Origin of the sequence: Nostoc sp. UIC 10630, assembly GCF_010747425.1 — a bacterium.
Taxonomy (GTDB): Bacteria; Cyanobacteriota; Cyanobacteriia; order Cyanobacteriales; family Nostocaceae; genus Nostoc.
In genome coordinates this window covers 1-23133 of sequence record NZ_JAAGOG010000137.1, presented here as the reverse complement: position 1 = coordinate 23133, position 23133 = coordinate 1, and the positions used below count along the sequence as shown (strand labels likewise).

General features: G+C 40.0%; 16 protein-coding genes and 5 pseudogenes. 10 read left to right on the top strand and 11 right to left on the bottom strand.

The annotated features are described in order from the left end of the window. Positions 1 to 142 precede the first annotated feature (142 nt). Positions 143 to 322 (bottom strand): annotated as a pseudogene (locus G1O98_RS26000) (hypothetical protein); the annotation flags it as partial. 118 nt (positions 323 to 440) lie between these two features. After that, entirely contained in the window at positions 441 to 2096 is a 1656-nt protein-coding gene (locus tag G1O98_RS25995; protein WP_163933906.1) for an IS1182 family transposase, read from the bottom strand. Between the two features lie 195 nt (positions 2097 to 2291). Between G1O98_RS25995 and G1O98_RS40190 the strand changes: the two genes are divergently transcribed. Then, entirely contained in the window at positions 2292 to 2453 is a 162-nt protein-coding gene (locus G1O98_RS40190; protein ID WP_243458540.1) for a hypothetical protein, read from the top strand. Next, entirely contained in the window at positions 2395 to 2763 is a 369-nt protein-coding gene (locus tag G1O98_RS25990; RefSeq protein WP_243458539.1) for a hypothetical protein, read from the top strand. Before G1O98_RS40190 ends, G1O98_RS25990 begins: the two co-directional genes overlap by 59 nt. Before the next feature lie 49 nt (positions 2764 to 2812). Here G1O98_RS25990 and G1O98_RS25985 read toward each other — a convergent pair whose 3' ends face one another. Next, on the bottom strand, positions 2813 to 3067 hold the full coding sequence (locus tag G1O98_RS25985) for a hypothetical protein (protein WP_175586871.1): 255 nt from the start codon (positions 3065 to 3067) through the stop codon (positions 2813 to 2815). Between the two features lie 384 nt (positions 3068 to 3451). Beyond that, on the bottom strand, positions 3452 to 6910 hold the full coding sequence (locus G1O98_RS25980; protein ID WP_163933904.1) for a PAS domain S-box protein: 3459 nt from the start codon (positions 6908 to 6910) through the stop codon (positions 3452 to 3454). An 865-nt stretch (positions 6911 to 7775) separates the two neighbouring features. On the opposite strand from G1O98_RS25980, the gene G1O98_RS25975 reads away from it, so the two are divergent. Next, entirely contained in the window at positions 7776 to 9782 is a 2007-nt protein-coding gene (locus G1O98_RS25975; RefSeq protein ID WP_163933900.1) for a DEAD/DEAH box helicase, read from the top strand. Between the two features lie 25 nt (positions 9783 to 9807). On the opposite strand, the gene G1O98_RS25970 is transcribed toward G1O98_RS25975, so the two are convergent. Continuing rightward, positions 9808 to 10146 (bottom strand): hypothetical protein, encoded by a 339-nt coding sequence (locus tag G1O98_RS25970; RefSeq protein WP_163933897.1) that lies wholly within the window; start codon positions 10144 to 10146, stop codon positions 9808 to 9810. A gap of 469 nt (positions 10147 to 10615) precedes the next feature. On the opposite strand from G1O98_RS25970, the pseudogene G1O98_RS25965 reads away from it, so the two are divergent. After that, positions 10616 to 11849: pseudogene (locus tag G1O98_RS25965) on the top strand (ISAzo13 family transposase). A 229-nt stretch (positions 11850 to 12078) separates the two neighbouring features. Then, the gene (locus tag G1O98_RS25960) at positions 12079 to 12939 is read left to right on the top strand and encodes an alpha/beta fold hydrolase (RefSeq protein WP_163933892.1); all 861 of its coding nucleotides are present in this window, start codon (positions 12079 to 12081) and stop codon (positions 12937 to 12939) included. Positions 12940 to 13008: 69 nt separating this feature from the next. Here G1O98_RS25960 and G1O98_RS25955 read toward each other — a convergent pair whose 3' ends face one another. Next, complete coding sequence (locus G1O98_RS25955; protein ID WP_163933889.1) at positions 13009 to 13539, bottom strand: DM13 domain-containing protein; 531 nt, start codon at positions 13537 to 13539, stop codon at positions 13009 to 13011. 441 nt (positions 13540 to 13980) lie between these two features. Here G1O98_RS25955 and G1O98_RS25950 point away from each other — a divergent pair. After that, positions 13981 to 14088, top strand: a pseudogene (locus G1O98_RS25950) (Rieske 2Fe-2S domain-containing protein); the annotation flags it as partial. 28 nt (positions 14089 to 14116) lie between these two features. Here the strand turns inward: G1O98_RS25950 and G1O98_RS25945 are convergent. After that, entirely contained in the window at positions 14117 to 15355 is a 1239-nt protein-coding gene (locus G1O98_RS25945) for an AIPR family protein (protein WP_163933886.1), read from the bottom strand. Positions 15356 to 15865: 510 nt separating this feature from the next. Between G1O98_RS25945 and G1O98_RS25940 the strand changes: the two genes are divergently transcribed. Beyond that, a complete protein-coding gene (locus tag G1O98_RS25940; protein WP_243458541.1) occupies positions 15866 to 17071 on the top strand; it encodes a DUF4336 domain-containing protein in 1206 nt (401 codons plus the stop codon). Between the two features lie 223 nt (positions 17072 to 17294). Here the strand turns inward: G1O98_RS25940 and G1O98_RS25935 are convergent, their stop codons facing one another. Both G1O98_RS25935 and G1O98_RS25930 read right to left on the bottom strand, forming a co-directional pair. Next, on the bottom strand, positions 17295 to 17438 hold the full coding sequence (locus G1O98_RS25935; protein ID WP_163933878.1) for a CopG family transcriptional regulator: 144 nt from the start codon (positions 17436 to 17438) through the stop codon (positions 17295 to 17297). A gap of 32 nt (positions 17439 to 17470) precedes the next feature. Next, positions 17471 to 17677, bottom strand: coding sequence for a hypothetical protein (locus G1O98_RS25930; protein ID WP_243458538.1), 207 nt, complete (start codon positions 17675 to 17677; stop codon positions 17471 to 17473). On the opposite strand from G1O98_RS25930, the pseudogene G1O98_RS40185 reads away from it, so the two are divergent. Further along, positions 17656 to 17827, top strand: a pseudogene (locus G1O98_RS40185) (methyltransferase); the annotation flags it as partial. The gene G1O98_RS25930 and the pseudogene G1O98_RS40185 sit on opposite strands and share 22 nt — an antisense overlap. Before the next feature lie 688 nt (positions 17828 to 18515). Next, a complete protein-coding gene (locus G1O98_RS25925) occupies positions 18516 to 20489 on the top strand; it encodes a transglycosylase domain-containing protein (protein ID WP_163933875.1) in 1974 nt (657 codons plus the stop codon). 177 nt (positions 20490 to 20666) lie between these two features. On the opposite strand, the gene G1O98_RS25920 is transcribed toward G1O98_RS25925, so the two are convergent. Then, complete coding sequence (locus tag G1O98_RS25920) at positions 20667 to 21254, bottom strand: hypothetical protein (RefSeq protein ID WP_163933872.1); 588 nt, start codon at positions 21252 to 21254, stop codon at positions 20667 to 20669. A gap of 157 nt (positions 21255 to 21411) precedes the next feature. Then, positions 21412 to 22077: pseudogene (locus tag G1O98_RS25915) on the bottom strand (glycosyltransferase family 4 protein); the annotation flags it as partial. A gap of 559 nt (positions 22078 to 22636) precedes the next feature. On the opposite strand from G1O98_RS25915, the gene G1O98_RS25910 reads away from it, so the two are divergent. Continuing rightward, positions 22637 to 23008: a hypothetical protein gene (locus G1O98_RS25910; protein WP_163933870.1), complete on the top strand. Its 372-nt coding sequence runs from the start codon at positions 22637 to 22639 to the stop codon at positions 23006 to 23008. Positions 23009 to 23133 lie beyond the last annotated feature (125 nt).

Here is a 23133-nt window from a genome sequence, read left to right as displayed (position 1 = left end):
GCCCCTAAAAGAAATTAGGTCACTTTCTCTTGCCTTCTATATCATTGCTACTAAATGCCAATTAGTCCAAACTCAAGGTAATACTCGGTTGGGGTTCGGTTTCTGGTGGAGTGTCAGCTAAAAATTCTGAATTTCCCCGTATAATACTTGGTAGAGTATTATGCTTAACAATGTGTTCTAAATAATCAGCACGGGTTAAGCCAAAACATTCAGAAGCAATACCAATAGCTTTCCAAGTATCATCTGTTAGTCGCAAAGAGCGCACTTCACGATAGTCATCATTCTTAAGCGCAAACTTTCCTTGAATATCCCGTTTGAACATCAACTTTACCGTGTATTACATCGTAAGTTTAACCGAGAAAGGCGATAATTAACCATGTATTACACGGAAGAGGAGACATTTTTCTTGACGTTTGAGCAACAAGTAATCACGGGTATGCCTAGCACACAGTAGCGTCTGCCAGCCTTGCAAAGTGTGAGCAGCGAGTTTTAGCCCTTGGTATCTTCTCCAACCACGCAAAAACTCGACTTAGATTAATAGCAGCAGCTGTGAGAATATGCTGTAGATGAGTTTTCGCTAGCCCAATGTAACGAGAATCGCGCAGTTCAAATGCTCGGACTCCTTGAGAGATAGTTCCTTCAATGCCGGAGCGCAGTGCATACTGTTGTTGAAACTGTTTAGTTTTTTGCCGCTCTCTAGCTTTCTGGAGAGCTTCGTAATCAGATTGCACCTGTATTGTTAAGCCTCGTGCCTGAGTTTTTGCACGAGTACACTGGGAGCGCACAGGACAAACTAAACAATCTGTGGTACGAAAGCTAACACGAATTATTGGGTTGCCATCAGCGTTTTGAGTTTGTTTCCAACGGCTACTGCTCTTGCCTTGAGGACAATAGGCAGTTTCTTGGTTCCAGTTGATTTGAAAATGGGATAAATCAAATCCCAAACCTGCAAATGATTGCCATCCGACATCAACAGGTACTGGACCCAACAGATCAATGTCATAGTCCTGTTGGGAATGAGAAAGCAACTGTCCACTAGTGTATCCTTGATCTACTAAATGTTGCTCAGGTAAAAGTTCTTTCTCTGCGAGAGCTTGATGGATTGAGGGTATCACTGTTTGGTCTGGACTAGTAGCGGTAGTTGTGACTACATGAGTGATGATTTGTGGCCCATCTTCATCACAACTTTCTGTCAGATGCACTTTATACCCTGTCCAGTTAGTAGCGCGTTTAGTGCTATTACGTGCTTCTATTTCATAAGCCGACCAAATTCTCACAGATGAGGGTGGACCATCTTGTTCATTGCGTAACTCGATTTTATCCGTGGGCGCATGATATTGTTGTAACCAAACAAGACGTAGGACTTCTATTGCTGGCAGCTTTCTGAGAAACTGTGGAGATGTTTCTGTATAAATGGCATCAAGTAAACGAAAGCCATCAGCCCCCATTAGAGTAGCCAATGCTTCTCTCTCTGGTGCGGTTTTTGGCAGTCGATATTCTTCAAAACGTTTTGTATATCGGTCATACCACTCAATAGGAGCGATGAATTTTAGCCAACTTGGGTCAGCTTCTGCCACCGCATTAAGTGCATAACGTAAGGTTTCACCTAAATGTTCTAATCGGTTCGACGCTCTGACTGCTGCCACAACATGGGTAGAGTCGGTGCGTTGTTTTCCCCTTGCTGAAAGCAGTTTCATGTCTTGAAATCTTGTGAGCATTTTATCTAGTATTTGCTGCTCGATACCCCCACAGATCAGTCGGTCGCGGAATTCACTTAAAACACTAAAATCAAAGCCTGAGTCTGTTAATTCTAACGATAAAGCATATTTCCAATCAATCCTTGCTCGTACTGAAGAAGCTGCTTGTCTATCAGACAGGTTTTCTAAGAATTGCATTATCAGTATCATTGCTAATCGCCAAGGTGCTTGTGCTGACTGCCCCCTTAGAGGATATACAGATGCAAAGTCTTCATCCTGAAACAAGATTCCCAGTTCGTCGCGCAGGCGCATATATAAATTACTTTTTGGAAATGCGGCCTTAGCTACACGTACCGTTTCATCGGGAATAGGAGGAATTTCTTCAGGATGTAAACACATATACTACCTCCACAAGTATTTCTTCTAGTTTATTGATAATTGAGGCAGTTAACTTAGTTTTTTTCTTCTCATGTAATACACGGTAAGCTAGAGTTATTATTCCCGTGTATTACACAGTAGATTTACCGCTTTTATGTTAAGTAATATTTCGCCAACGGTATCCGGCGGGCGGTTACGCCATCGCAGTTAACGTCTGTGGCGTTAGTTCATCCTGATAACGTCCCAGCTTACAATGCTATGATTGCCACTCAACTCATCCCCAGCGATCGCAAGATTACTTCAACTCAAGTGATGGAGATTGCTGCACAATCACCAGTCGGTCGTCGGTCGAGCAGTTTATTACGGCGGCATCAATGAATGGATACCAATGCCTCTGTTAAAGAATTTCTCTGGTTATGACCGGGATACCAAAAACTTTATTGACTCTGCACCAAGTAATAAGCAAACCTCTCAAGCTGAAACTAAGGAGTCTTGCACATCAACAACCCAAGCTCAACAAATGTTGGCGCTCTTAGAGAAGACGAAAGCCAATTCTATTGATGAGTTCATCCAAAGCGAGTTGAAATTAGACGGAGTTCCACCAGAGCTGATCCGAAAAGGAATTGAAAAATTACTCCAAAATTCTCCAATTAAATATAAGTTCAATGCTTGGAATAATGAAAACTGAGAATTTACATCAGGAGAAAAATATTCAACCGAGCGTTTCATCAAAATTTTCAAGCCGTTTTGATAATAACCCATTTCGACTTTCTGGTATTCTTTAGATATTTGTCAGCATAGCGGAAAGCTGCTGCCTTATCGTATTTTGCTATATTCAGTGCTTGTAACAATACCTCTAAAGGAATTGCCACCTGTGTGAGCTTTTCGGCTAATATTACTGACTCTTCTTCTGTTGCTGCTACTGTCGCTTCTAATGGTTCAAATTTTATTTGCTTATTTATACGGTTATCTAACATTGTAGTATTAGTCATAAATGCACCTTCAAAACTTGTATAATGCAGTTTTACTGAAAGGCAGCAAGAATGAATCCGTGTTTATGCGGGACTTATTAATCAGCTAACTTCATGAATCCGCATAATTGCCGTAGCGAGCGCATCTTAATGAAAAATTTCGTTCACCATCTTTTTCCCAGATGGAAATTATTTCAAACACTCGTATATTTTCTCCCGTCCAAACTTGATCTAGTAACCGCAAATTTTCATAGGGTTTTCGCACGAAAAAAAACTGCGTTTGAGCGCTGATTATGACTCAACCAGGATTTAGCTTGAACTAACGATTCCTTGGAAAAGTGCGGAAAATCTCAAGTTTAATCACGTTTAAATCTAAATATAATTATTATCAATTTTTGGCTCAATTCAATTTTGATTTAATAGCAAAGATAAAGTTGTTAACAACTCTGATAATGTAAAGGGTTTCGGTAAAAATGCTTTGACGCCAGCGCTAGTAGCCTCAGCTATTTTTTCATTGGTAGCTAGGCCACTCATAGCAATAATTTTGAGATGTGGATTAATCTTTTGTAAAGTACGAATAGTTATAATGCCATCCATATCAGGCATCATTAAATCTATTAACGCCGCACTAATTGTATTTTTATGTTCGACATATACTGAGATTGCCTCAACACCGTTATTAGCACTTAAAATTTGATAGTTATAATTGAAAAGCGATGTTTGAGTAATTTGTTGAAATGAGAGTTCATCATCTACAACTAAAACAACCTCTCCATTACCTTTAAGTAGTTCATAGTCCTCTGTTAATACTTGTTGCTGTTGTGGATCTGTGAATGCTGGGAAATATATTTGAAATTTGCTACCTTGACCTACTAAGCTTTCAACATTTATGAATCCGCCATAAGTTTTAACAATTCCCATAACTGTTGACAGTCCTAAACCTGTGCCTTTACCAATTTCTTTGGTTGTAAAAAATGGCTCAAAAATTCGTTCTAATACTTCGGGGGCAATTCCAATACCAGTATCGATAACGGAAACCGTAACATAATAACCAACTTTTGCCTCAAAATACTTTTGAGCAGAGAATTCGTCAATAAACTGATTGGCAGCAGAAATTTTCAAAGAACCGCCATAAGGCATAGCATCACGAGCGTTAATGCACAAATTCATCAGTACTTGTTGTAATTGGGTGGGGTCTGCATAGACAGACCATAAATCTAGAGGTAATTCAATAGTAAATTCAATTGACTTGGGAAATGTCTGTTGGATAATGTACTGAATTTCAGCAACTATGTGCTTGAACTGGAAAATGATCCGCTTGCTCGATACACCTTTAGCAAAAGATAATACTTGTTTAATTAAATCAGCCCCACGCTGAACATTAGTATATAACATCTTGAGCAATGGCTGAGTTTGCGGATCGGAAAATTTTTCCTCTAACAATTCTAAGGACATTAATATGGGTGAGAGAAGATTGTTTAGGTCATGAGCAATTCCACTAGCTAATCTTCCAATGCTTTCCAATCGTTGAGCGCGGAGAAATTGTTGCTCTAGCTGTTTTTTCTCCGTAATGTCGGTGTTAACTATGAGGATAGATTGGGTTTGTCCAAATTGATTTTGTACCATTGTCCAGCGACTAGCAACGATAATTTCTCTGCCAGATTTGGTAACTTGCTCTAACTCACCTTGCCAAGAACCAGTTGCTCCGGTAGTGTTGAGGCCTTCTAAAAGTTGTGATGCTGCTGCACGACAATAAAACTCATCAGTTTTCTTACCCAAGCTTTCTTCTCTTGTCCAACCATATAAGTATTCAGCACCTCGACTCCAAAAAAGGATACGTTTTTCTAAATCATGAACAATAATCGCATCAGTCGCAACATCAATTAATGCAGCTTGTTCATGGATCTTTTCTTGGGCTTGCTTGCGCTCAGTGATGTCTCTAGAAATTCCACAGACTGCGTAAGGAATACCGTTGGCATCATGTAACGGAAACTTGATAGTAATGTAAGTATGGACTTCTTCTGCATGAGTTACAGTCTCTTCTACTTCAATAGCTTGATTTTCTTGAAACACCTGTTGATTATTCGTTGCGAAAGTATCGGCAACTTCAGATGGCCAGACTTCATAGATGCTCTTGCCGATTAGAGTTTCTGGAGTCGTGGACAGTAGGTTTGCATAACTGCGATTTCCCAAAATATGTTTATTTTGTGAATCGATTAAGTAAATGACAGCAGGCGAGTTATCAAGAATTGTTTGCAGATGCTGTTGCGTTTCCCACAGAGCAAGTTCGGCTTTTTTACGAGCGCTTACATCAATAGCTGTACCTAAAATCTGCACAGACAAGCCATTTCTATCTCTTGTAAACACACACTCGCGGCTATGTAACCAACGCCACTGACCATCGGCATGTTTCATTCGGTATTCAATTTCGATTACTTCCTCATCTTGCAAGGTTTGGAAAGTCTGTAAGTGTGCGTTAATTCGGTTGATGTCATCTGGATGAATCAGACTCGGTAGTACTTTTTCTTTCATTGATTGAACAGCACCAGAGCTATAACCAAGGATCTCCAGCATTTGGTGATTTATATAAACATTGCGCTGTTCAATCAAATCATAGATATATATAATGTCTGGTGTTGTTTCTACAATTTTCTGTGCAATATTCTGCTTTTGTTGAACTGCTGCTTCTGCCTGCTGACGTTCCATGAGTTCGGTTTGTAATTGTGCCAAAAGCGTAGATTGCTCAATGGCAATTGACAGTTGCTCCGCAACAGTTTTTGCTAATTCGATATCTTCGTTGTACCAAGGTAAAGATTGCCTGTTTCTTAACAGGCTCAGACTACCCCAAATTTGAGAATTAAAATGTAAAGGCACTAGTAACCATTTACCGCCAGAAGTTTGCGCCAGTTGACCATTAATTTCATCACTACAACAACTAGGGTCTTCTAATTGAACAATTTCTAAGCGCTTGAGTCGCTTGGTAACTTGATTGCCAATATCAGGAATGGATGTGCCTAAAGCTGTGGGTAAATTTGAGTTTTGGCGATACTCTGTAATGTGCAACCATATCTGCTGTTGTGGTAGGTATTGCACGATTACAGCTTGTTGGGCTGGTATTAGTTGAGCAATTTCTTTAACTGCTGTAGAAAAAATAGTTTCTAAGCCTAGACAATTACGAATACTTTGGATGACTCGATTGAGAGCTTGTTCTCGTTGCCATAGGTGCTGTGTTCGTTGATATAGTTGACTTTGTTGTAGAGCGACTGACAGTTGCGTAGCCAATTGCACCAGGAAATCAATCTCCCACTGCTGCCATTGGCGTGGCTTTTGGCACTGATTTATGAGCAGCAACCCCCATAATTGTTCATCTTGGAGAATAGGTACTACTAAGCTGGCTCTAATTTCTAATTCAGCTAGGAAATCAACCTGACGCGCACATAAGTCTGCTGTATAGATATCTGCTATGGCTTGGATACGGTTTTGTTCATAAAGCTTACGTCTGTTTGAGTCAGCAAAATATGAATCTGTAATTGTTTGACCTAAAATAGAAGTAATATTTTCAGCAGTTGATTCTACTGTCACAACTCCGCTCCAATCTGCTTGAAAGCGGTAGACAAAGACTCGCTCGGCTTGTAGAAACTTCTGTATTTCTTGTACTGCGATGTTGAGAATTTCTCTTATATCTAAACTCTGACGAATACGCCCAGCAATCTGAGCAATTAATTGTTCCCTTTGAGTCTGCTGTTGTAGCGCTACTTGTTGAGCTTGCTGCTGAGATACTAAATTTTCTAACTCGGAAAAACTTTGCCGCAGCGTCACTAATTCTTCAATGATTTGCTGTTTGGTCTTTTGCTCATCTCTCATAGCTTTACGAATATCAAATAGTTTTATAAATGACAGGCAGTAAATGTGCAAACAAGACGATCTTTGACCACTATACATGAATGTCAAAGTTTATAAAGCTTTCTCAATCTTGATTTCCGAATTTAGGAAAATCTCCAAGGCTATTACTATATCTACTTTCTAGCCTTTCAGTCTTTTGTTAAGAAAAATGTGACTAATGCATAAAACTGGCTGCGATCGCTATCATTAGCTTGACATTACTTGGCTTCTTATATACATAAAAATAGGCTTATACGCAGCTATCTATATACCTGACTTTTCCCGTTATGTCTCGAACAGCAAACTGATAAAGGGTTTAGGGAACAGCACCGCATATAAAGGAAGTATTTATTATAGTGGTGCGGCATATTTGAGAAGTCTACTGTAGAAGGACGAATTATTTGACCAGAACGGCGGATTGTTTGCCATCAATCTAAATTTTCTAAGTTTCCTGTTCCAGGAATTTCTATAACTTCATGCCAGAAATCCTAAAAATTAGATCCTGAATGCTTACATATCACCTGTGCTGCTATTGAAAGGTTAACCAAAATATAGTCAGCAATTCCTAAACGAGACATTTGGAGCTGAGACTGATTATCCTGATCTATCAAAATCGTTTTATACCCTGCACTATGTTCAGCTTCTATATCACCAATAAACCAAGAATTTGGTAAATCTATATTTTTAGTCTATATAATTTGCTCTTTATGAAGTAAAATCGCATCAACTCAACCCAAAACATCTTTACTACTTTTAGAATTGGGATTATCGGTATTTTAACTTTAAGAACTTATGGGATAATGAGCAATATTCCCACGAGAGAAAAATTCTTGTTGAGGTAGATTGAATGCCTGTTACCTACGAACTTAGAGATTATCAACATCAGTGGATAAAAGATATTTGGAATTCTTGGGAGAATGGTAATAGGCGAGTGCTTGCACAACTCCCGACAGCCGCCGGAAAAACGGTGTGTTTTGCACATATTTCTCATAAATTCTTTGACCAAGGAAAGCAAGTTTTAGTCATTGCCCATCGGATTGAGTTGATATCTCAAGCTGCCGAAAAACTAGAGCAGATTATCGGTGAACCAGTTGGGATTATCAAAGCAGGTGTTCTGGCTAATCCGGAACGGAGAATCCAAGTTGCTAGCGTTCAAACGTTGAGCAGACGAGAGGTATTAGAGTTGCCAATTAACATTGGACTTTTGATATTAGATGAAGCGCATCATGCAACTGCTTTATCTTATCGGCGATTAATTGAACATTATGAAAGCGCTCAAATATTAGGTGTAACTGCCACTCCCCAGAGAATTGACGGTCAAGGTTTTGATGATTTATTTGATGATTTGGTTATTGGCATTGACACGGCTTACTTAATTCAGGCTGGGTATTTAAGTAAGTTTCGATTATTTGCAACGAATCAAACTATTTCTACTCTTGGAGTTGCAAAATCTCGTGGAGATTTCAGAGCCAAAGAGTTAGCGATTGCCGTCACTAGCCAGATTGGTGTTAGTGAAATCCTTGAGAATTACTTTAAATATGCACGAAATCTTCGTACAGTTATTTTCGCTTGTAGCTTAGAACATTCTCGTGCCCTGGCTGAGGAATTTTCTCGTAATTATATTAGTGCTGAACATTTGGATGGGAAAACTCCTTCACAAGAGAGATTAGAAATATTGCAGCGTTTTCGCAATGGCACTACCCAAGTAATTACTAATTATGAAATCTTAACCGAGGGCTTTGATTGTCCTAATATTGAGTGCGTCTACTGTGTCCGTCCGACTGAAAGCTCTACTCTCTGGCTGCAAATGCTGGGGCGGGTTCTAAGAACTTACACTTTAAAACCAACTGCGGTAATTATTGATATTACCGATAATTGGAAAAAGCATGGGCTTCCTGATGAAGCCCGCAAATGGACTTTATTGCCTGAAACTATATCAGAAATACAAAACAAAGGCTTAATTCAATGTGAGCATTGCACCCATATTTTTAAACCGCTAACTGATGAATTAGCTAAAATTGAAGCCGAAGTTGACAACGATGGAGTGCTGATTCAACATCACCAAGCTATTTGTCCAAGCTGTGGTGAAACGATTGATTTTACTACTAAGGAGAATCCTACAAAGCCAAATTTTAGCAGAATCAGACTTAGACAGGGTTTTAGCCTTGCTCTTACAGAAATTGACCTTTCTGTTTCTACTTACAGATTAGACTTAGTTACTGATACGATCCGAAGGCAAGGTTTACGGGGTGCGAGTCCCACTAAAATTTATAGCGCCATTTTCATCGCTTTTATTGAAAATATTACTAAATTTACTCTTGGAGATTGGCGTGAAATCGTTAAAATGGTTGAGCCATCTCAATCAGCAATTACCAAAAAAGCATGGGAATTGTATAAAGAAGCTTTTGAGCGGCATAAGAACCGCATCCTGGCTATGTCTTTTGTTGAACAGAAAAAGCTTAAACAACAAGGCAGTAGCAATGTGGCGACTAATGTAACAACAATAGAAGCCCTTGGGCAGTTAGAGAATAGTATATTCTGGGAACCAAAACCACAGGAAAAGTCATCTAAGTTCAAAAAGAATTTAGGCGATAATTATTTTCGAGTGAAGTACAAATCACAATGGAAAGAATCCTTAACTTACTGTTCAATGCTAACAGGTGATTTTTTAAACATAAATGCTGGACTATTCCATGTGGAAACTAAAGATGTATATGTAAATATCTGTATTGAGGTTAGAGAACTTCCTGGGCTAAAATCCAAACTAACAGAGATTTGTGATCCCGCAGAGATTGAATATGCCTTTACTCAAGGGTTTGGGAAGCTTGCTAAGATCGTGTTCCGGTTAAGTTGATTCCCAATGTTGGGTCAGAATTAACTTAATAATTTTCTAAATATTCATTTGCCTCCTTTGATGCCAACATCCTACCATCTGGGTGTAAGTTGAAATCAACCCCTGGCTTGAAACCTCCTTCAACTAGTTTTTGAGTCATGCTTGTCGATACATCCTTTACGGCTTGTTGATAACTTTCCTTGCCTACGTATTCTTGCAAGAACCAAACAAAATTTACATACTCTACTTGCACAAGAGCTTCTTTGAGGATTATTGCTTCATCCTCTAATTGTGCTAAGGTTAGGATTTTTTGAATTTCTTGCAGATTTTGACAAGAAATCGCTTCTATCAACTGCTGTTTTAGGAGTTCATTTTGCGAATTCATTTATCTCAATGCTCAACGGCACTTCAGTGCATTAACTATTGTACTGTTACCAATTAAATTATGTTGAGACAAATTCGTGTCATCGAGTTAAGCCTTACCCATTTTAAGCTTGCAACAAAACCGTGTTGATGTAGGCTGTAAACTCCCAGTGCTACTTCTAAGCTTAATGCTCTTTGAGTGCAAGCTTTACACCCCAATGACATTAATTTGGCATAACGACAAATAAAAAGTCACTGTACACTGGGAAATAAAATCGCTTCTTCTTGTTTCCAAGATAAGGGGAAAAGTCTGATATATATTTGAAGTCATTTGATTTTATATGGGACTTCCAGAAAATAAACTATTCCATTAACAGTAATGATAATCATTTTAAATGGGGATGAAGGGACTGCCGTCGGCAGCCCCTTCATCCCCATTTTGTAGTAATTTAAGTAATGACGCTTGTTTTTGAGTGTGGTAACTGGTGGCTATAGTATTGACTGATTCTCTCAAAAAGTTGTTAATTGAAACTGCATCTCAATTAAAGGGTGCAGCAAAGCGCTTTCTTTATGGCACAGACAGTTCAGGGCTTAGGTTTAGGGGGGCAAAGGCTTGCACAATCAGAATTAGGATGGAATCGAGACACAATTCGCAAAGGAACGAGAGAATTAAAAAGCGGTATTACTTGTGTTGATAACATGAGTGGCAAAGGGCGTTATAAAGCAGAAGAACACTTGCCAAATCTTTTAGAAGACATAAAAAATTTAGTTGACTTCCATAGTCAAACTGATCCAAGTTTTAAAAGTCAAAGACTATACACTAGACTCAGTGCAGCCGAAGTCAGAAAGCAATTAATAGAGAAGTATGGTTACAGTGACGAAAAGTTACATACCTCAGAAACAATTCGCGTCAAATTAAATAATTTAGGTTATAAGCTCAGAAGGGTAAAGAAAGTTCAACCTCAAAAAAAATCCCACAAACTGACGCAATCTTTGAGCAATTAGACATAGTTAATATTGATGCTTCGGAAGATAAGAGTGTTTTACGTCTAAGTATGGACGGAAAAGCCCGCGTTAAGATTGGCTCATTTGATCGAGGGGGTAAAAGCCGGGATGGAGCGAAAGCTGATGACCATGATTATAATCCAAAAACAACTGTAACTCCTTATGGTATCTTTCTTCCAGAGCTTGATGAGCTATTTTTGTACTTTACAGAATCGAAAGTTACAAGCGATTTTATTGTTGATATTTTAGAAGATTTTTGGTTAGAACAAAAGCATCGTTTTTCCGATATTCAAACCCTACTTCTCAATCAAGATAACGGGCCACAGAATAGCTCACGGCGTACTCAATTTATGAAACGTATAGTAGAGTTTGCCCAAAAACATCAAGTAAATATACGTTTAGCTTACTATCCGCCCTATCATAGTAAATATAATCCAATTAGATTGGACGTGGGCAGTACTAGAAAATCACTGGAATGGTAGCATTTTAGATGAACTAGAAACGGCTCTAAATTTTGCCAGCACTATGACATGGAACGGGAAACATCCAGTTGTTAAGTTAGTACACAAAACTTATGAGAATGGGGTCAAGCTTACAAAAAAAGCTATGGCTCAAATTGAAAAACAGATTGAGCGGCTAACCGATTCTACTCATGAACTTTTCCCAAATTTAGGTAATTGGTTTATTGATATTTGTTGTAGTAAAACAAAAGTTATTTGATTTTAATAACAGCATTTATTTAGCTACAAAACATACTAATCCTACACTGTTTAACTTCAAAGTAGATGACAAGTGTATAGATTCTTCATGCATAGATGAGGGGGAGAAAAGGGGTTGTCCTCGGCAACCCCTTTTCTCCCCCTTAAAATGATTATCATTCTTGAGAAAACATATTTCTTGTTTTTCTTGGAATAATTTATTCTTTGGAAGTCCCATAATAATCCCAAAAATGCGAGCGAAAATACGAGATACAGAGATTTTCTTTGATGTGGAAGGTTCTGCACTAGTGGTGGATGGCGCGAGCATCTGCTCTAAACCTGTCGCCTTTCTAATTCACGGGGGGCCTGGTGCGGATCATACTTCCTTCAAACCAACTTTCTCGACTTTAAGCCGAAAACTACAACTAGTTTATTTTGACCATCGCGGTCAAGGAAGGTCTGCCCGTGGGTCTAAAGAAACCTATACTTTAGACAATAATGTTGAAGATATGGAAGCATTGCGCCAACACCTTGGTCTGGAGAAAATTGTTGTGATTGGTAGTTCTTACGGTGGTATGGTGGCTCTAACTTATGCAGTTCGCTATCCTCAAAATGTCTCTCATCTGATTGTGATTGCCACGGCAGCCCATAGTGGCTTTTTAGAAAGAGCTAAGGAAATCTTAGCATCAAAAGGAACTGAGGAACAAAAAGCAAGCGTTCAGCGACTTTGGGATGGGAACTTTGAAAATGAGGAACAGTTAAGACAGTATTTTCAAGTGTTGGGACCAATGTATTCGCTAAAATATGATCCTATTAAGTCAGGCATTGCTTGGCAGAGGAATATTCTCTCAGTTGATGCGATTAATATTGCTTTTGGCGGTTTCCTCCGCACCTACAATATTCTTGACCAGTTACATAAAATTACTGCACCCACTCTAGTTATTGCAGGCCGGTATGACTGGATTTGCGCTCCAGAGTTTTCTGAAGAAATTGCTCAGGCAATTCCTAATGCCGATTTAAGAATTTTTGAGAATAGCAGTCATTTGATCCGCGCAGATGAGCCAGAAGCACTTTTAGATGCAATAGCCGGGTTTTTGGTTTACAAACGTTAGCTCAATTCGTATCCTTCTAATTTCATAAACTTCCTCTTGGTGATTGATTTTTAAGTTGTTTGTTAATATTTACTGACTCAAACTAGCAGTGCCAAAAGTAGCATTAAACTTGCGGCACCAAATACCGACAGATTTATAATCTGCTAAATTGATGTTTTGAGGGATAGAGTATGTTTGAGCCCCACTATATTTTTGTAAGGGAGCAAGAATAATGTAGTCTCCCTTTTTTAAAGAATACGATGGTGGCTTAGTCGAATTAATCACGTTATCTGAACGATGCAAAATTACTACCAAATCTGGGCCTGATTCAGAAGTTTTAAATGAGTCATCAATTTCTAGAAAGGATTTGCCGTCTTTAATGGTAATACTAACTTTACCATTAGTTGTTTGTTCTCCAGAAACAAATGTGCCTGAATTAATAGTATTTGTTTTTGGAGCTTGCCCTGAATTGGCTAAAGGTTTCTTCTGAATTGAAGGCACGGGAATAGATGCATTCACCGCTATAGGACTTTCATTAGCCTGGTTATTTGATACTTCGCGGGCGCAGCCAACCATGACAATAGAAGATAAGCCAATTATCAATAAATATCTTAATCTCATGATTTCAATTCTTCAATACATTAATCATCAATATAGCAGTTCTCTGGTAAGGTACATTTTCAAAGCCAATAACTTTGGTAATAAATACATATTTGAGTGTTCCTCAATTACTTAGGAAACACTACATAGCTCTTGCCTTGAACTTTAAATTGATTGTTACTTAAATAATTAATCTAAAAATGATAAATATATAAGGATTGATATCTAAAAAACTAATATTTTCCTTAGAAAGTTCTTACAGGTTTCTCAGCAAAATTTAAGTTTTTAGATTATGGGGGATTAAGTGTAAACAAATATACAGGGCTTGATCAGATATGCTTTTTCAAATCTATAGCCAGATATAAAACAAATGTTATCAGCAGCAGTGTCAATTTAATCATATCTTGGAGGCTGAGATAGAAAAACACACAGCAGAACTACGAGCAGCGCAAGCCAAGCTTCTGGAACAGTGCCGAGAAAAGTTGGGACTGTCCCTGTCATGGTTCACGTTTCAGTTGCAAGGGGGAAGTTTTACACGGCCCGACAGTGAAAGATTTAAAGAAATTTTAGCTTTAACTATTGCCTATTAAGGGTTTCATCATTTCTTAGCTGCTTGCACACGCCCTTTTCTACCTTGTGTCACCTTGGATTCTGACTCTGCCTTACTGGAATTGACCATTTTCACCAAGTGCTGATTTAGATAACTTTGCGCTGAGATATACAAACTTTCCCAAATCTCTTGATTGCGGCTGATTTTCGTACCTACTGTATTTCCTGCTGTTTTCTCTGATACCAAGTATTTGCGGAAGTAGTTATTCCACAAGTGTTGCAGGAAATCTTCAGCAAATTCGTTAAACGGCAGAATCCATTTATAGTCTTTATCCAAAAATACCCGATATGATGCGATTATAGGTAGTGCTAAGTCGGTTGGCGCACCAAACCCAAATGAATACTTGCTGTCAGGCAATAACGTCGTTTTACGTATATCAATTGATGCTAGGTCGTTAGCACCCTTTCTTCTGGGGTTGCTGATATAGTCTTGGATTATTTCATAGAGTCTTTGCTCTATCCACAGAGCATGAGTCAAGAGAGGCAGTAAGGCGGTTAATCTTTCCCTTTCTGCATCTGTGATGTTACTCGGAAGACTCATTCCTGCTGGGTGCTTGGTTCGTTTATTACCGTCCGGGTTGTATTTATTTCTGTCGAGGCAGTAAAGGAGCTTGAGCAAATGGGTGACATTGCACTGGGCATTTCTGGGAGCGCCGCTTTGGTTTTGGTAATAGGCAATGCGGAATTTTCTATCTTCTTTCCGTTCTAACTGGGCTAAGTACTGCTTGATGAATTTGTAATCACCCCTAGCGTTGACTTTGGAGCGAGAATCTACTGGCGTTGTAGTATTTGAAGCTAGGGCTATATCTTTGGCTGATTCTTCAGTCAGTCCGATGTGAATCGTAACTTTTACTCTGGCTTGACTTAAATTGTAGTTGTAATTTTTCGCTTGCTCAAATGCTAAAACTGTATGCCCTCCGTTGATAATGCCATCACTACCGCCCTCCGAGGCTTCTAAAATTTCTAGCTCCAGTTCAGTTTTGTTTTTGACAGGTTTAGCAATATTAGCTGACAGAACGATTCCACTGTGGCGAGAGAAAAATTTTGCAGGTTCAGTTGTCAGTGAGTCGAACATTTGTCTGTAGGTTGCGCTTTTGCGGTTCGGTTCGCGGATGTTCGGTTCTAGCGGCAGGTCTATAGGGAACGAGTCTACATGAGCAGTGGCGATGATGCAATTGGGGTTGGCTTGAAAATAGTTATCTATCTTGATGTTCCAAGTCTTGGGCATAGTTTGTTTCTTAATGGAAGTAAATTATATGTTAACCGTGCTGTATTCCTAATAGCTCAGGGTAAAAGTAGCGTTTGATGAGTTGACCCACCTAAATAAATGCACAATTCTGGCAAAAATATCGTCATTTTGAGGCATCTAAATAGTAGAGTTGCCGGAGAATAGTGACTAAAATCCCTGAAAGGCTTAAGGAATCTGGGTTTCAATAATTTTGGTCAGAAATTACTAAAAAGTCTACCATAAACAGATTTCAAGGATTTTTCAGATGATTACCCAACAAGTCTAGTATGTACTCCTGTTGAGCTTCTTGGATTCGTAAAAGATTGTTAAACTAGCATGATTAGAAATGAATTCAAGAAGCTCGAAAACCATTTATCAATTAAATTAACTTAACGCGTGCTTCCGTTAAAAACTCACATATTATTAGAAATTGGAAAGAAGCAAAAAGTGAATGGGACGACGATGAACTCACTTGGATCTAAGTCGAGGCTAGAACTGCTTGATCAAGGGATGTATCCTTTGACCCAGCCAAGAGACTGGTCATGGCCATTCTGGGCTGCTGTGCCACTCTACCCCTACGGCAGGCGGCGGACGCTTCGCAAGGAAATAGTTGAGGACACTATCTGGACATTCGATCAGCTTCACGGCATTCTCTACACCATCGTGCCAATTCGCATGACTATCGTCAAGCTCGCTGCTGGAGGGCTTCTGGTCTATGCGCCCGTTGCTCCAACAACTGAGTGTGTCCGCTTGGTTAATGAGTTGGTAGCAAAGCACGGTGAAGTTAAGTACATCCTACTGCCAACTAGTTCTGGTCTGGAGCATAAAGTCTTCGTTGGTCCCTTTTCCAGACGTTTCCCTCAAGCACAAGTCTTTGTTGCCCCGCACCAGTGGAGTTTCCCGTTCAACTTGCCCCTTAGTTGGCTAGGCTTTCCCCAAAAGCGAACTCAAGAACTTCCAGACGACTCAAGCCTTGCTCCTTTCGCTTATGAGTTTGACTATGCAATATTGGACATCAACCTGGGACGAGGTTCTTTTGTAGAAGTTGCAGTGTTTCACAAGCAGACGCGTGCTCTGCTTGTAACTGATTCTATAGTTTCTGTTTCAGTTGACCCGCCGGAAATCGTTCAATTAGATCCTTATCCATTACTGTTTCATGCAAGAGACAATGCCTTGGAGGTAATTGAGGACAATGAAGACAATCGGCGTAAAGGATGGCAACGCATTTCATTGTTTGCACTTTACTTGCGTCCTAGTGCGCTGGAAGTCACTTCAATTGGGCAGATGTTTCGTGATGCTCTTAAAGCACCACAGCGAACCTTAAAAACCTACTTTGGTTTATTTCCTTTTCGCTGGCAAGAAACTTGGAAGCAGGCATTCGATGCTCTACGAGGTCAGGGGAGGCCATTTGTCGCACCGATTCTGCAAATCCTTATTCTTCCCCAAGCACCAAGACAAGTCCTCAACTGGGCTGATAAAGTTGCAAGGTGGGATTTTCAGCAGATTATACCCTGTCACTTTGACTCGCAAATTTTTGCAAATCCGCGTCAATTTCGGCAAGCATTTGCTTTCCTTGAGAAAAATCCCTCTGTCAGTCAGGAATCTTCTTCTAACGAAAACCAGCCTCTGTTGGAGGAAGACTTCAGATTTATTAAGGAACTTGAAGCGGGTCTAATTAAGCGCGGTATTGCAACGCCAGCTAAAGAGAAGGTTTAATCAACACCCTAGCTGTAGAGACACGCAGTTGTGCATTAGTGCCAGCTTATAAGTAGTCAAACAAAAAGAAATTGTTAGGACTGCGATGGCATTGTATCTAGGACTTACACATCGGACATAAGCATGGTAAGTGTAGTATAAATACTTATCGGATTTTGGAGGAAAAGGGAAAGAAAAACCCCTTAAACTTACCCTAGATGAATTACTAATTGGCATTTTGTACTTATTGAATTGAGAGAGACCGAATTAATTCCCGGATTACATCGGTTGCTGGTCTACCAGTAATTGAACAGTATTTTTCTAATCTTTCTGTTTCACTTGATGTGAGATTGATTGTAAGTCGTTTAGCAGCCCATTTTTTATTCATAATATTGCTCCAAAAGTTAACAAGGTATGGCGTTAACCACCCCAATAACCTGCCAATTTGAAGACTACTTGCAAGATAGATGGTGAAAAGGAGGTAAAAAGTGGAACTGTAACTATCGTTGTTGCTCCAGCCGCCGCCTCATTGTAGACACTTTGCCAAGTTTCTGGTCCGCTAGTAGATTGTCCATGAACTTGTGTACTAACACCTAACTTTAAGCCAAATGCAACCCTCGGAAACACTATTGTTTAAGTGCTTTGACTCGGCAGAGGACGGACGGGCGAGGTTTGCTGCTCATACTGGGTTTGATGTTTGATGACCCAACAAGCCCACCAGATGCCCCAGCTAGAGAAAGTATTGAATTGCGGACGCTGGTTTTCTATCCTACATAAGAATGATCACGGCTGCTATCCCAAACGGAGGAAAGTATCTTCTGATCCGCTTTGACTTGTTCTCTACGAGACGCTCTGCGAACAGAATAAACTGAGTTTTTAGCCGTTAACGTTCGCGAGAATCGTTTGGCTGATTGCTGGTGAAATAATCAATATGTTAATTCACCCTTTTGAATCTATCTTTTCTAACTTTTGTTAGAGGGTTATATTTTCAGAGCGAGCACAATGAGTAGTTATTACCATAAGTAGTTATCACAACAAGTAGTTATATTTTCTTGTCAGGAGATTATATAAAAGCTTGATATCTGCTGCGATCACACTAATTCTCCGAAATACTTGTGTTGCAGTTTTTCCATAGAATCTCAAGCTGCACCTAGAAACCACAACTTATTGTAGAAACCACAACTTATTGCAAAACAGCATTTTAAGCGTCAGTACTTGGGTATTAGCTCGACAAGAGTGTGAGCAAAATCATGCAGCCACGAGAAGGTTGATATCGCGCTAATTGTATAGCTACTGCGGTCTTGGGTTCCCCCAATTGCTCAGTGGTGTAGTCGGTCTTTTAACTCAAAACTTAGCAACTCATCACGGGCTAAACGCCCCGCTATCGCTAACGAAAGTCAGCGTTCTTCATGCGTTTAGTTAAATAAATTGTCATTGTAGCTATAACTGAGGAAATGAAATTGCCGTGTCTTCGTCAAAAACTTTTGAACAGGAACAAGCAGGAATTAAGACTTCACCTAGTTTCGAGTTTTGGAGACAAGTAGGTCTCGTTACTGGTGGTACTCTCTTATCAATTAATATGTTGGCAACTTCTATTATCGCTGGAGGAGTACTTGGTTTAGCCATTAGTTTCCATAATTTGCCACAGCTTAGACAAATACGGAACTTCTTACCAGCAGAAACAACTTATATATACGACATCAAAGGCAAGCATTTAGCAAGTATACATGGAGAAGCCAACAGAAAAATTGTACCCTTAGATCAAGTTTCCCCAAATTTAAAACGAGCAGTCTTAGCCGCTGAAGATAATTACTTCTACAACCACCCCGGTATTGATCCAAGAGGTATCGGACGTGCTGCTTTAGTTAACTGGACAGCAGGTGCTGTGAAGGAGGGTGGTTCTACCATCACTATGCAGTTAGTGAAAAACCTCTTTTTATCTCGCGAACGTGCTTTAACTCGCAAAATAGCAGAAGCTGTATTAGCAATTCGCTTAGAGCAAATTTTCATTAAAGACCAGATTTTAGAAATGTACCTCAATCAAGTTTATTGGGGTCATAATAACTATGGTGTGGAAACAGCAGCACAGACATACTTTGATAAATCAGCAGAGAATTTGACTTTGGGTGAGTCAGCAATGATGGCGGCTTTAATCAAGGCTCCAGAACAATTTAGCCCTTTTGTGAACAAGAATTTGGCTATACAAAAACAAAGGCAAGTACTTGGACGAATGCTGGAATTGAAATGGATTACCAAGCAAGAATATGATGAGGCCCTCCAGCAAGAAATTAAACTTAATAAAATTAAGTCATTTGAAGCTAGTATATTTCCTGATGTCACCAATCCTGTGGCACAGGAACTAATTAAAAAGTTTGGGCGTGATGTAACGCTTAAAGGTGGAATGCGAGTGCAAACCACAGTAGCCAGTGACTTGCAAATCATGGCAGAAGAAACTATCAAAAAGTGGCATAAAACTCTTGAAGGTCAAGGATTAAACAACAATCAAATGGCTTTAGTCGCAATTGACCCACGTACCCACTATGTCAAAGCACTGGTGGGTGGTGTAGACTCGAAAAAGAGCGAATTTAACCGCGCAACTCAGGCTCAACGCCAACCTGGCTCTGCTTTTAAGCCGTTTGTTTACTATACTGCCTTTGCTAGTGGTAAGTTTACACCAAGTACAACGGTGCTTGATTCTCCTGTCAGTTACCCTGATGTGATGAATGGCTCGTACTCTCCACGCAATTACGATAATACCTTTAGGGGTGCAATGCCAATTCGTACTGCTTTAGCACTGTCTCGTAACGTTCCTGCGGTTAAGATTGGCAAAACTGTAGGAATAAATAAAATCATCGCCACTTGCCGTACCTTGGGAATCATGAGTCCGATGGAACCTGTAACTTCTTTGCCACTAGGTGCAATTGGTGTTACACCGCTGGAATTGGCCAGCGCTTATGCGACTTTCGCTAATTATGGCTGGCGCTCACCTCCAACACTTATTGCTCGCGTTAGTGATAGTAGTGGCAATGTTTTACTGGATAATACTCCTAAGCCTAAGTTAGTTCTTGACCCTTGGGCATCAGCCAGCATTATAGACGTGATGCAATCGGTAGTTACTGATGGTACTGGTAAAGGAGCTGCTCTAGATCACCCTGTTGCTGGCAAAACCGGGACAACTTCTTCAGAGAAGGATATTTGGTTTATTGGTACAGTGCCACAGCTAACAACTGCTATTTGGGTAGGCAGAGATGACAACAAACAATTAGCTCATAGTGCAACAGGAGGAGGAATGGTTACTCCTGTCTGGCGCGATTTTATGAACAAGGCGCTTAAAAATGTACCCATAGAAAACTTCAAACCCCCTTCTAAGTTTTCTCGCCCTCAGCCCACTAAAAATATCAAGAACACTAAAAAACTTTCTAGAGAGGCAGTCCAGTAGAAGATATTGACAAAAGGTACAGTTTTTGCGGAGGCTAACTTGTAGGTGAACGCGATATCAGGAGTGCATAGCTATGCGTCCCCCTGTTTGGAATCCTCCCATCGAACTATCAGCAGCGTTTACGAACCCGTGCTTCACTTCTTGCGGGGCAATCGCCCCGGCTGTACAGCAAATTAATCAAACTGGGCGTTCGGCTAAATGCTTTAATCTCAAAAACTGCTGACGCATCATTAATAAGTCTCCCCACGGCAATACATAGCGTATCCACGACCAAAAGCAATTTCTGGGGTAACGAATATTACCTTTAAGCACAAGGCGACAAGCATCTGACGTTACTGGAAAAATTACATAGCTAGCAGCAATATCACCAAAAATAGAAATAGCTTGCTCATCATCTGTGACTATTGTGAGATGCCGATTTGCTTCAAATTCAACCAGTTGAAAAATGCCCATAAATTTTTGACCCACTACCAAATTTTCCACACCTGGCAGCAGTTGCTCTGAACTGGGATGAGCAGGAATTGAGTCAGCTACCTGAAAAAATATGCGTTCTACGTGGTCAAGCCAATCATAACTGTAAGAGCCTACCTTCAGTTGGCATAACCACCGAAATAAAACTGGCGCTGGTGCTTGCACATCAATCGCTCGAAAATATGCTTCGTCAGCATTAGACATGCAGCGATCGCAAGGGAAAGACATCAATCGCTCTTCGGGTGTAGAACCCCAAGTATATGCAACGCTTCGTTCTGGATTGACGTTTATCATCGGTCAATTTCAGTGCATTCTAATTCCAGGATAGAAGCTTAAGCCATTGCTCGTCTCCACTCCAGCAAAAAACCCCTGCGAAACTAACCTTACTTATCAAAAGCGTTGGGGAGCGGATATGAAATCTTCAAAAGAGAACCATTTACGCTTTTAGCTATCAACCTGGAGCCTGGAGACTAGTAATTAGCGGTGCGAGTTTAGAAGCCATAACCTCTATACTATATTTTTCTACACATCTTTGCCTGGCTTTAATACCTCGCTGGTTTGCTGACTCTAAATTTTGAAAAATCAATCGAATTTGTTTAACAATTTGTTCAGGACAAGAAGGCTCAACTAAATAACCAGTATCACCTAAAATTTCGGGAATATCTCCAACACGTGTTGATAATACAGGTTTAGCCATTGCCATTCCATCAGTCAACTTCAAAGGAAATTGAGCGCGAGTTTCTGGAGTATCTCGCTGGGGAACGACAACAATATGAGCAGCAGCAACAAGATCCGGCATGGCATCAACTGGATACTTTGGTAGTTTGATAATCCAGCGTCCCCAACGTTCTTGAAGTTGTTGATCGTAATCATCATAAGGACTGCCACCAATAATCACTAATTTTAAGTCTAGCTGATTAATTTTATCTAGCGCTGTGAGAACACCTTCTAAACCTTTATAAGGTCTAGGTGCGCCAGGAAACATTAAAATTTGGTATTCAGATAAATTATAGCGACTTCTACTGGAATCAGGATTACATCGAGCTGGATCAAATAAGGAGGTATCCTTGCCATTAGGAACCAACATACCACCAAAACGCTGCTGCAAAAATTTAGTACTGTGGAGCATGAACACCATCCTTGGGCAATTGCTGTGCAATGGCATCCTGAGCTTTCAATTCTCAATCCCAATCATCAAAGAGTTTTTCTAGCTCTCGTTCAGGCTGCACATACAAGACACTTCTGGGAGATGGGATGAACGTAACCTCGCAACCGGGTCAGATCCAGGTGATCCCCCAAAATTAAGCGGTGCTGAAAATTTTTTCTGCAATTGCAATTATCTCCCCTATTTCTCCCCTATTTATCTTTAAATTCAAATCACAAGAGCAGAGAACACCATCTAAACAGGCGGACACTCTCTGTCGTATTAGAACCTATCCCACTAACAATATTTGTGTCACAAAGCTTAAGCTTATCGAGAACTGACTACGAAAAATTAAGGTTTTTAAGCACATTTTACGAAAAGATGTAGAGATTTTTAGAACTATGGGACAAATTCACAGATTTTGCCGTTTACACAAGCGTGCCTGAAAAGCTTACATAGCTAGCGTCTGTGATGTACTTCATCAATGTCAAAATCTAATTATTAGTTTTTCAATTTTTTGGAGGAGAGGATAATGTTGAAGTTCACCTGTTTGATGATTGTCGGGGCAGTATTGTCGATTAGTGCACCAGCTGTAGCTGAAAGTCGTGCGGTTAATATCAGTATTGGCAGTATTGGTGGTTCCTTAGATAATGCTGCTTTGCGAACAGTTCGCCAGATTATCGGGTTTGCAGTCGGCACTAGCACCGTCGATAAATTCATTGTATATAGTCCCAAGACTGGATCTCCTGTTCCCATTGAAGGAGGTTTATCTGCTTGTGCTGAAGCTGGCTTCGGCATCAGCAATACAAGATTTAATGCTTTTATCCAGGAGTTGCGTTCAGTTAATCCCAAACCAGGGACTTTCTACAATCTAGAACTTACCGCAACCTGCAAGCCGAGATAAGAATGTTGTTTGCACTCAAGCGCAGTAGGATGGGCTTGGTACCTTCTGCTACTGCTTCCGTCGAGAGTTTACGGTCATAAACTGATGCCACTGCCCGTCATCGCCCAGTACATGAGATGTCATCA

Excerpts from the sequence above, each read along its gene's own strand:
- G1O98_RS25995 (WP_163933906.1), bottom strand. The coding sequence starts at position 2,096 with ATGTGTTTACATCCTGAAGAAATTCCTCCTATTCCCGATGAAACGGTA.
- G1O98_RS25985 (WP_175586871.1), bottom strand. The coding sequence starts at position 3,067 with ATGACTAATACTACAATGTTAGATAACCGTATAAATAAGCAAATAAAA.
- G1O98_RS25980 (WP_163933904.1), bottom strand. The coding sequence starts at position 6,910 with ATGAGAGATGAGCAAAAGACCAAACAGCAAATCATTGAAGAATTAGTG.
- G1O98_RS25975 (WP_163933900.1), top strand. The coding sequence starts at position 7,776 with ATGCCTGTTACCTACGAACTTAGAGATTATCAACATCAGTGGATAAAA.
- G1O98_RS25970 (WP_163933897.1), bottom strand. The coding sequence starts at position 10,146 with ATGAATTCGCAAAATGAACTCCTAAAACAGCAGTTGATAGAAGCGATT.
- G1O98_RS25960 (WP_163933892.1), top strand. The coding sequence starts at position 12,079 with ATGCGAGCGAAAATACGAGATACAGAGATTTTCTTTGATGTGGAAGGT.
- G1O98_RS25955 (WP_163933889.1), bottom strand. The coding sequence starts at position 13,539 with ATGAGATTAAGATATTTATTGATAATTGGCTTATCTTCTATTGTCATG.
- G1O98_RS25945 (WP_163933886.1), bottom strand. The coding sequence starts at position 15,355 with ATGCCCAAGACTTGGAACATCAAGATAGATAACTATTTTCAAGCCAAC.
- G1O98_RS25940 (WP_243458541.1), top strand. The coding sequence starts at position 15,866 with ATGTATCCTTTGACCCAGCCAAGAGACTGGTCATGGCCATTCTGGGCT.
- G1O98_RS25935 (WP_163933878.1), bottom strand. The coding sequence starts at position 17,438 with ATGAATAAAAAATGGGCTGCTAAACGACTTACAATCAATCTCACATCA.
- G1O98_RS25920 (WP_163933872.1), bottom strand. The coding sequence starts at position 21,254 with ATGATAAACGTCAATCCAGAACGAAGCGTTGCATATACTTGGGGTTCT.
- G1O98_RS25910 (WP_163933870.1), top strand. The coding sequence starts at position 22,637 with ATGTTGAAGTTCACCTGTTTGATGATTGTCGGGGCAGTATTGTCGATT.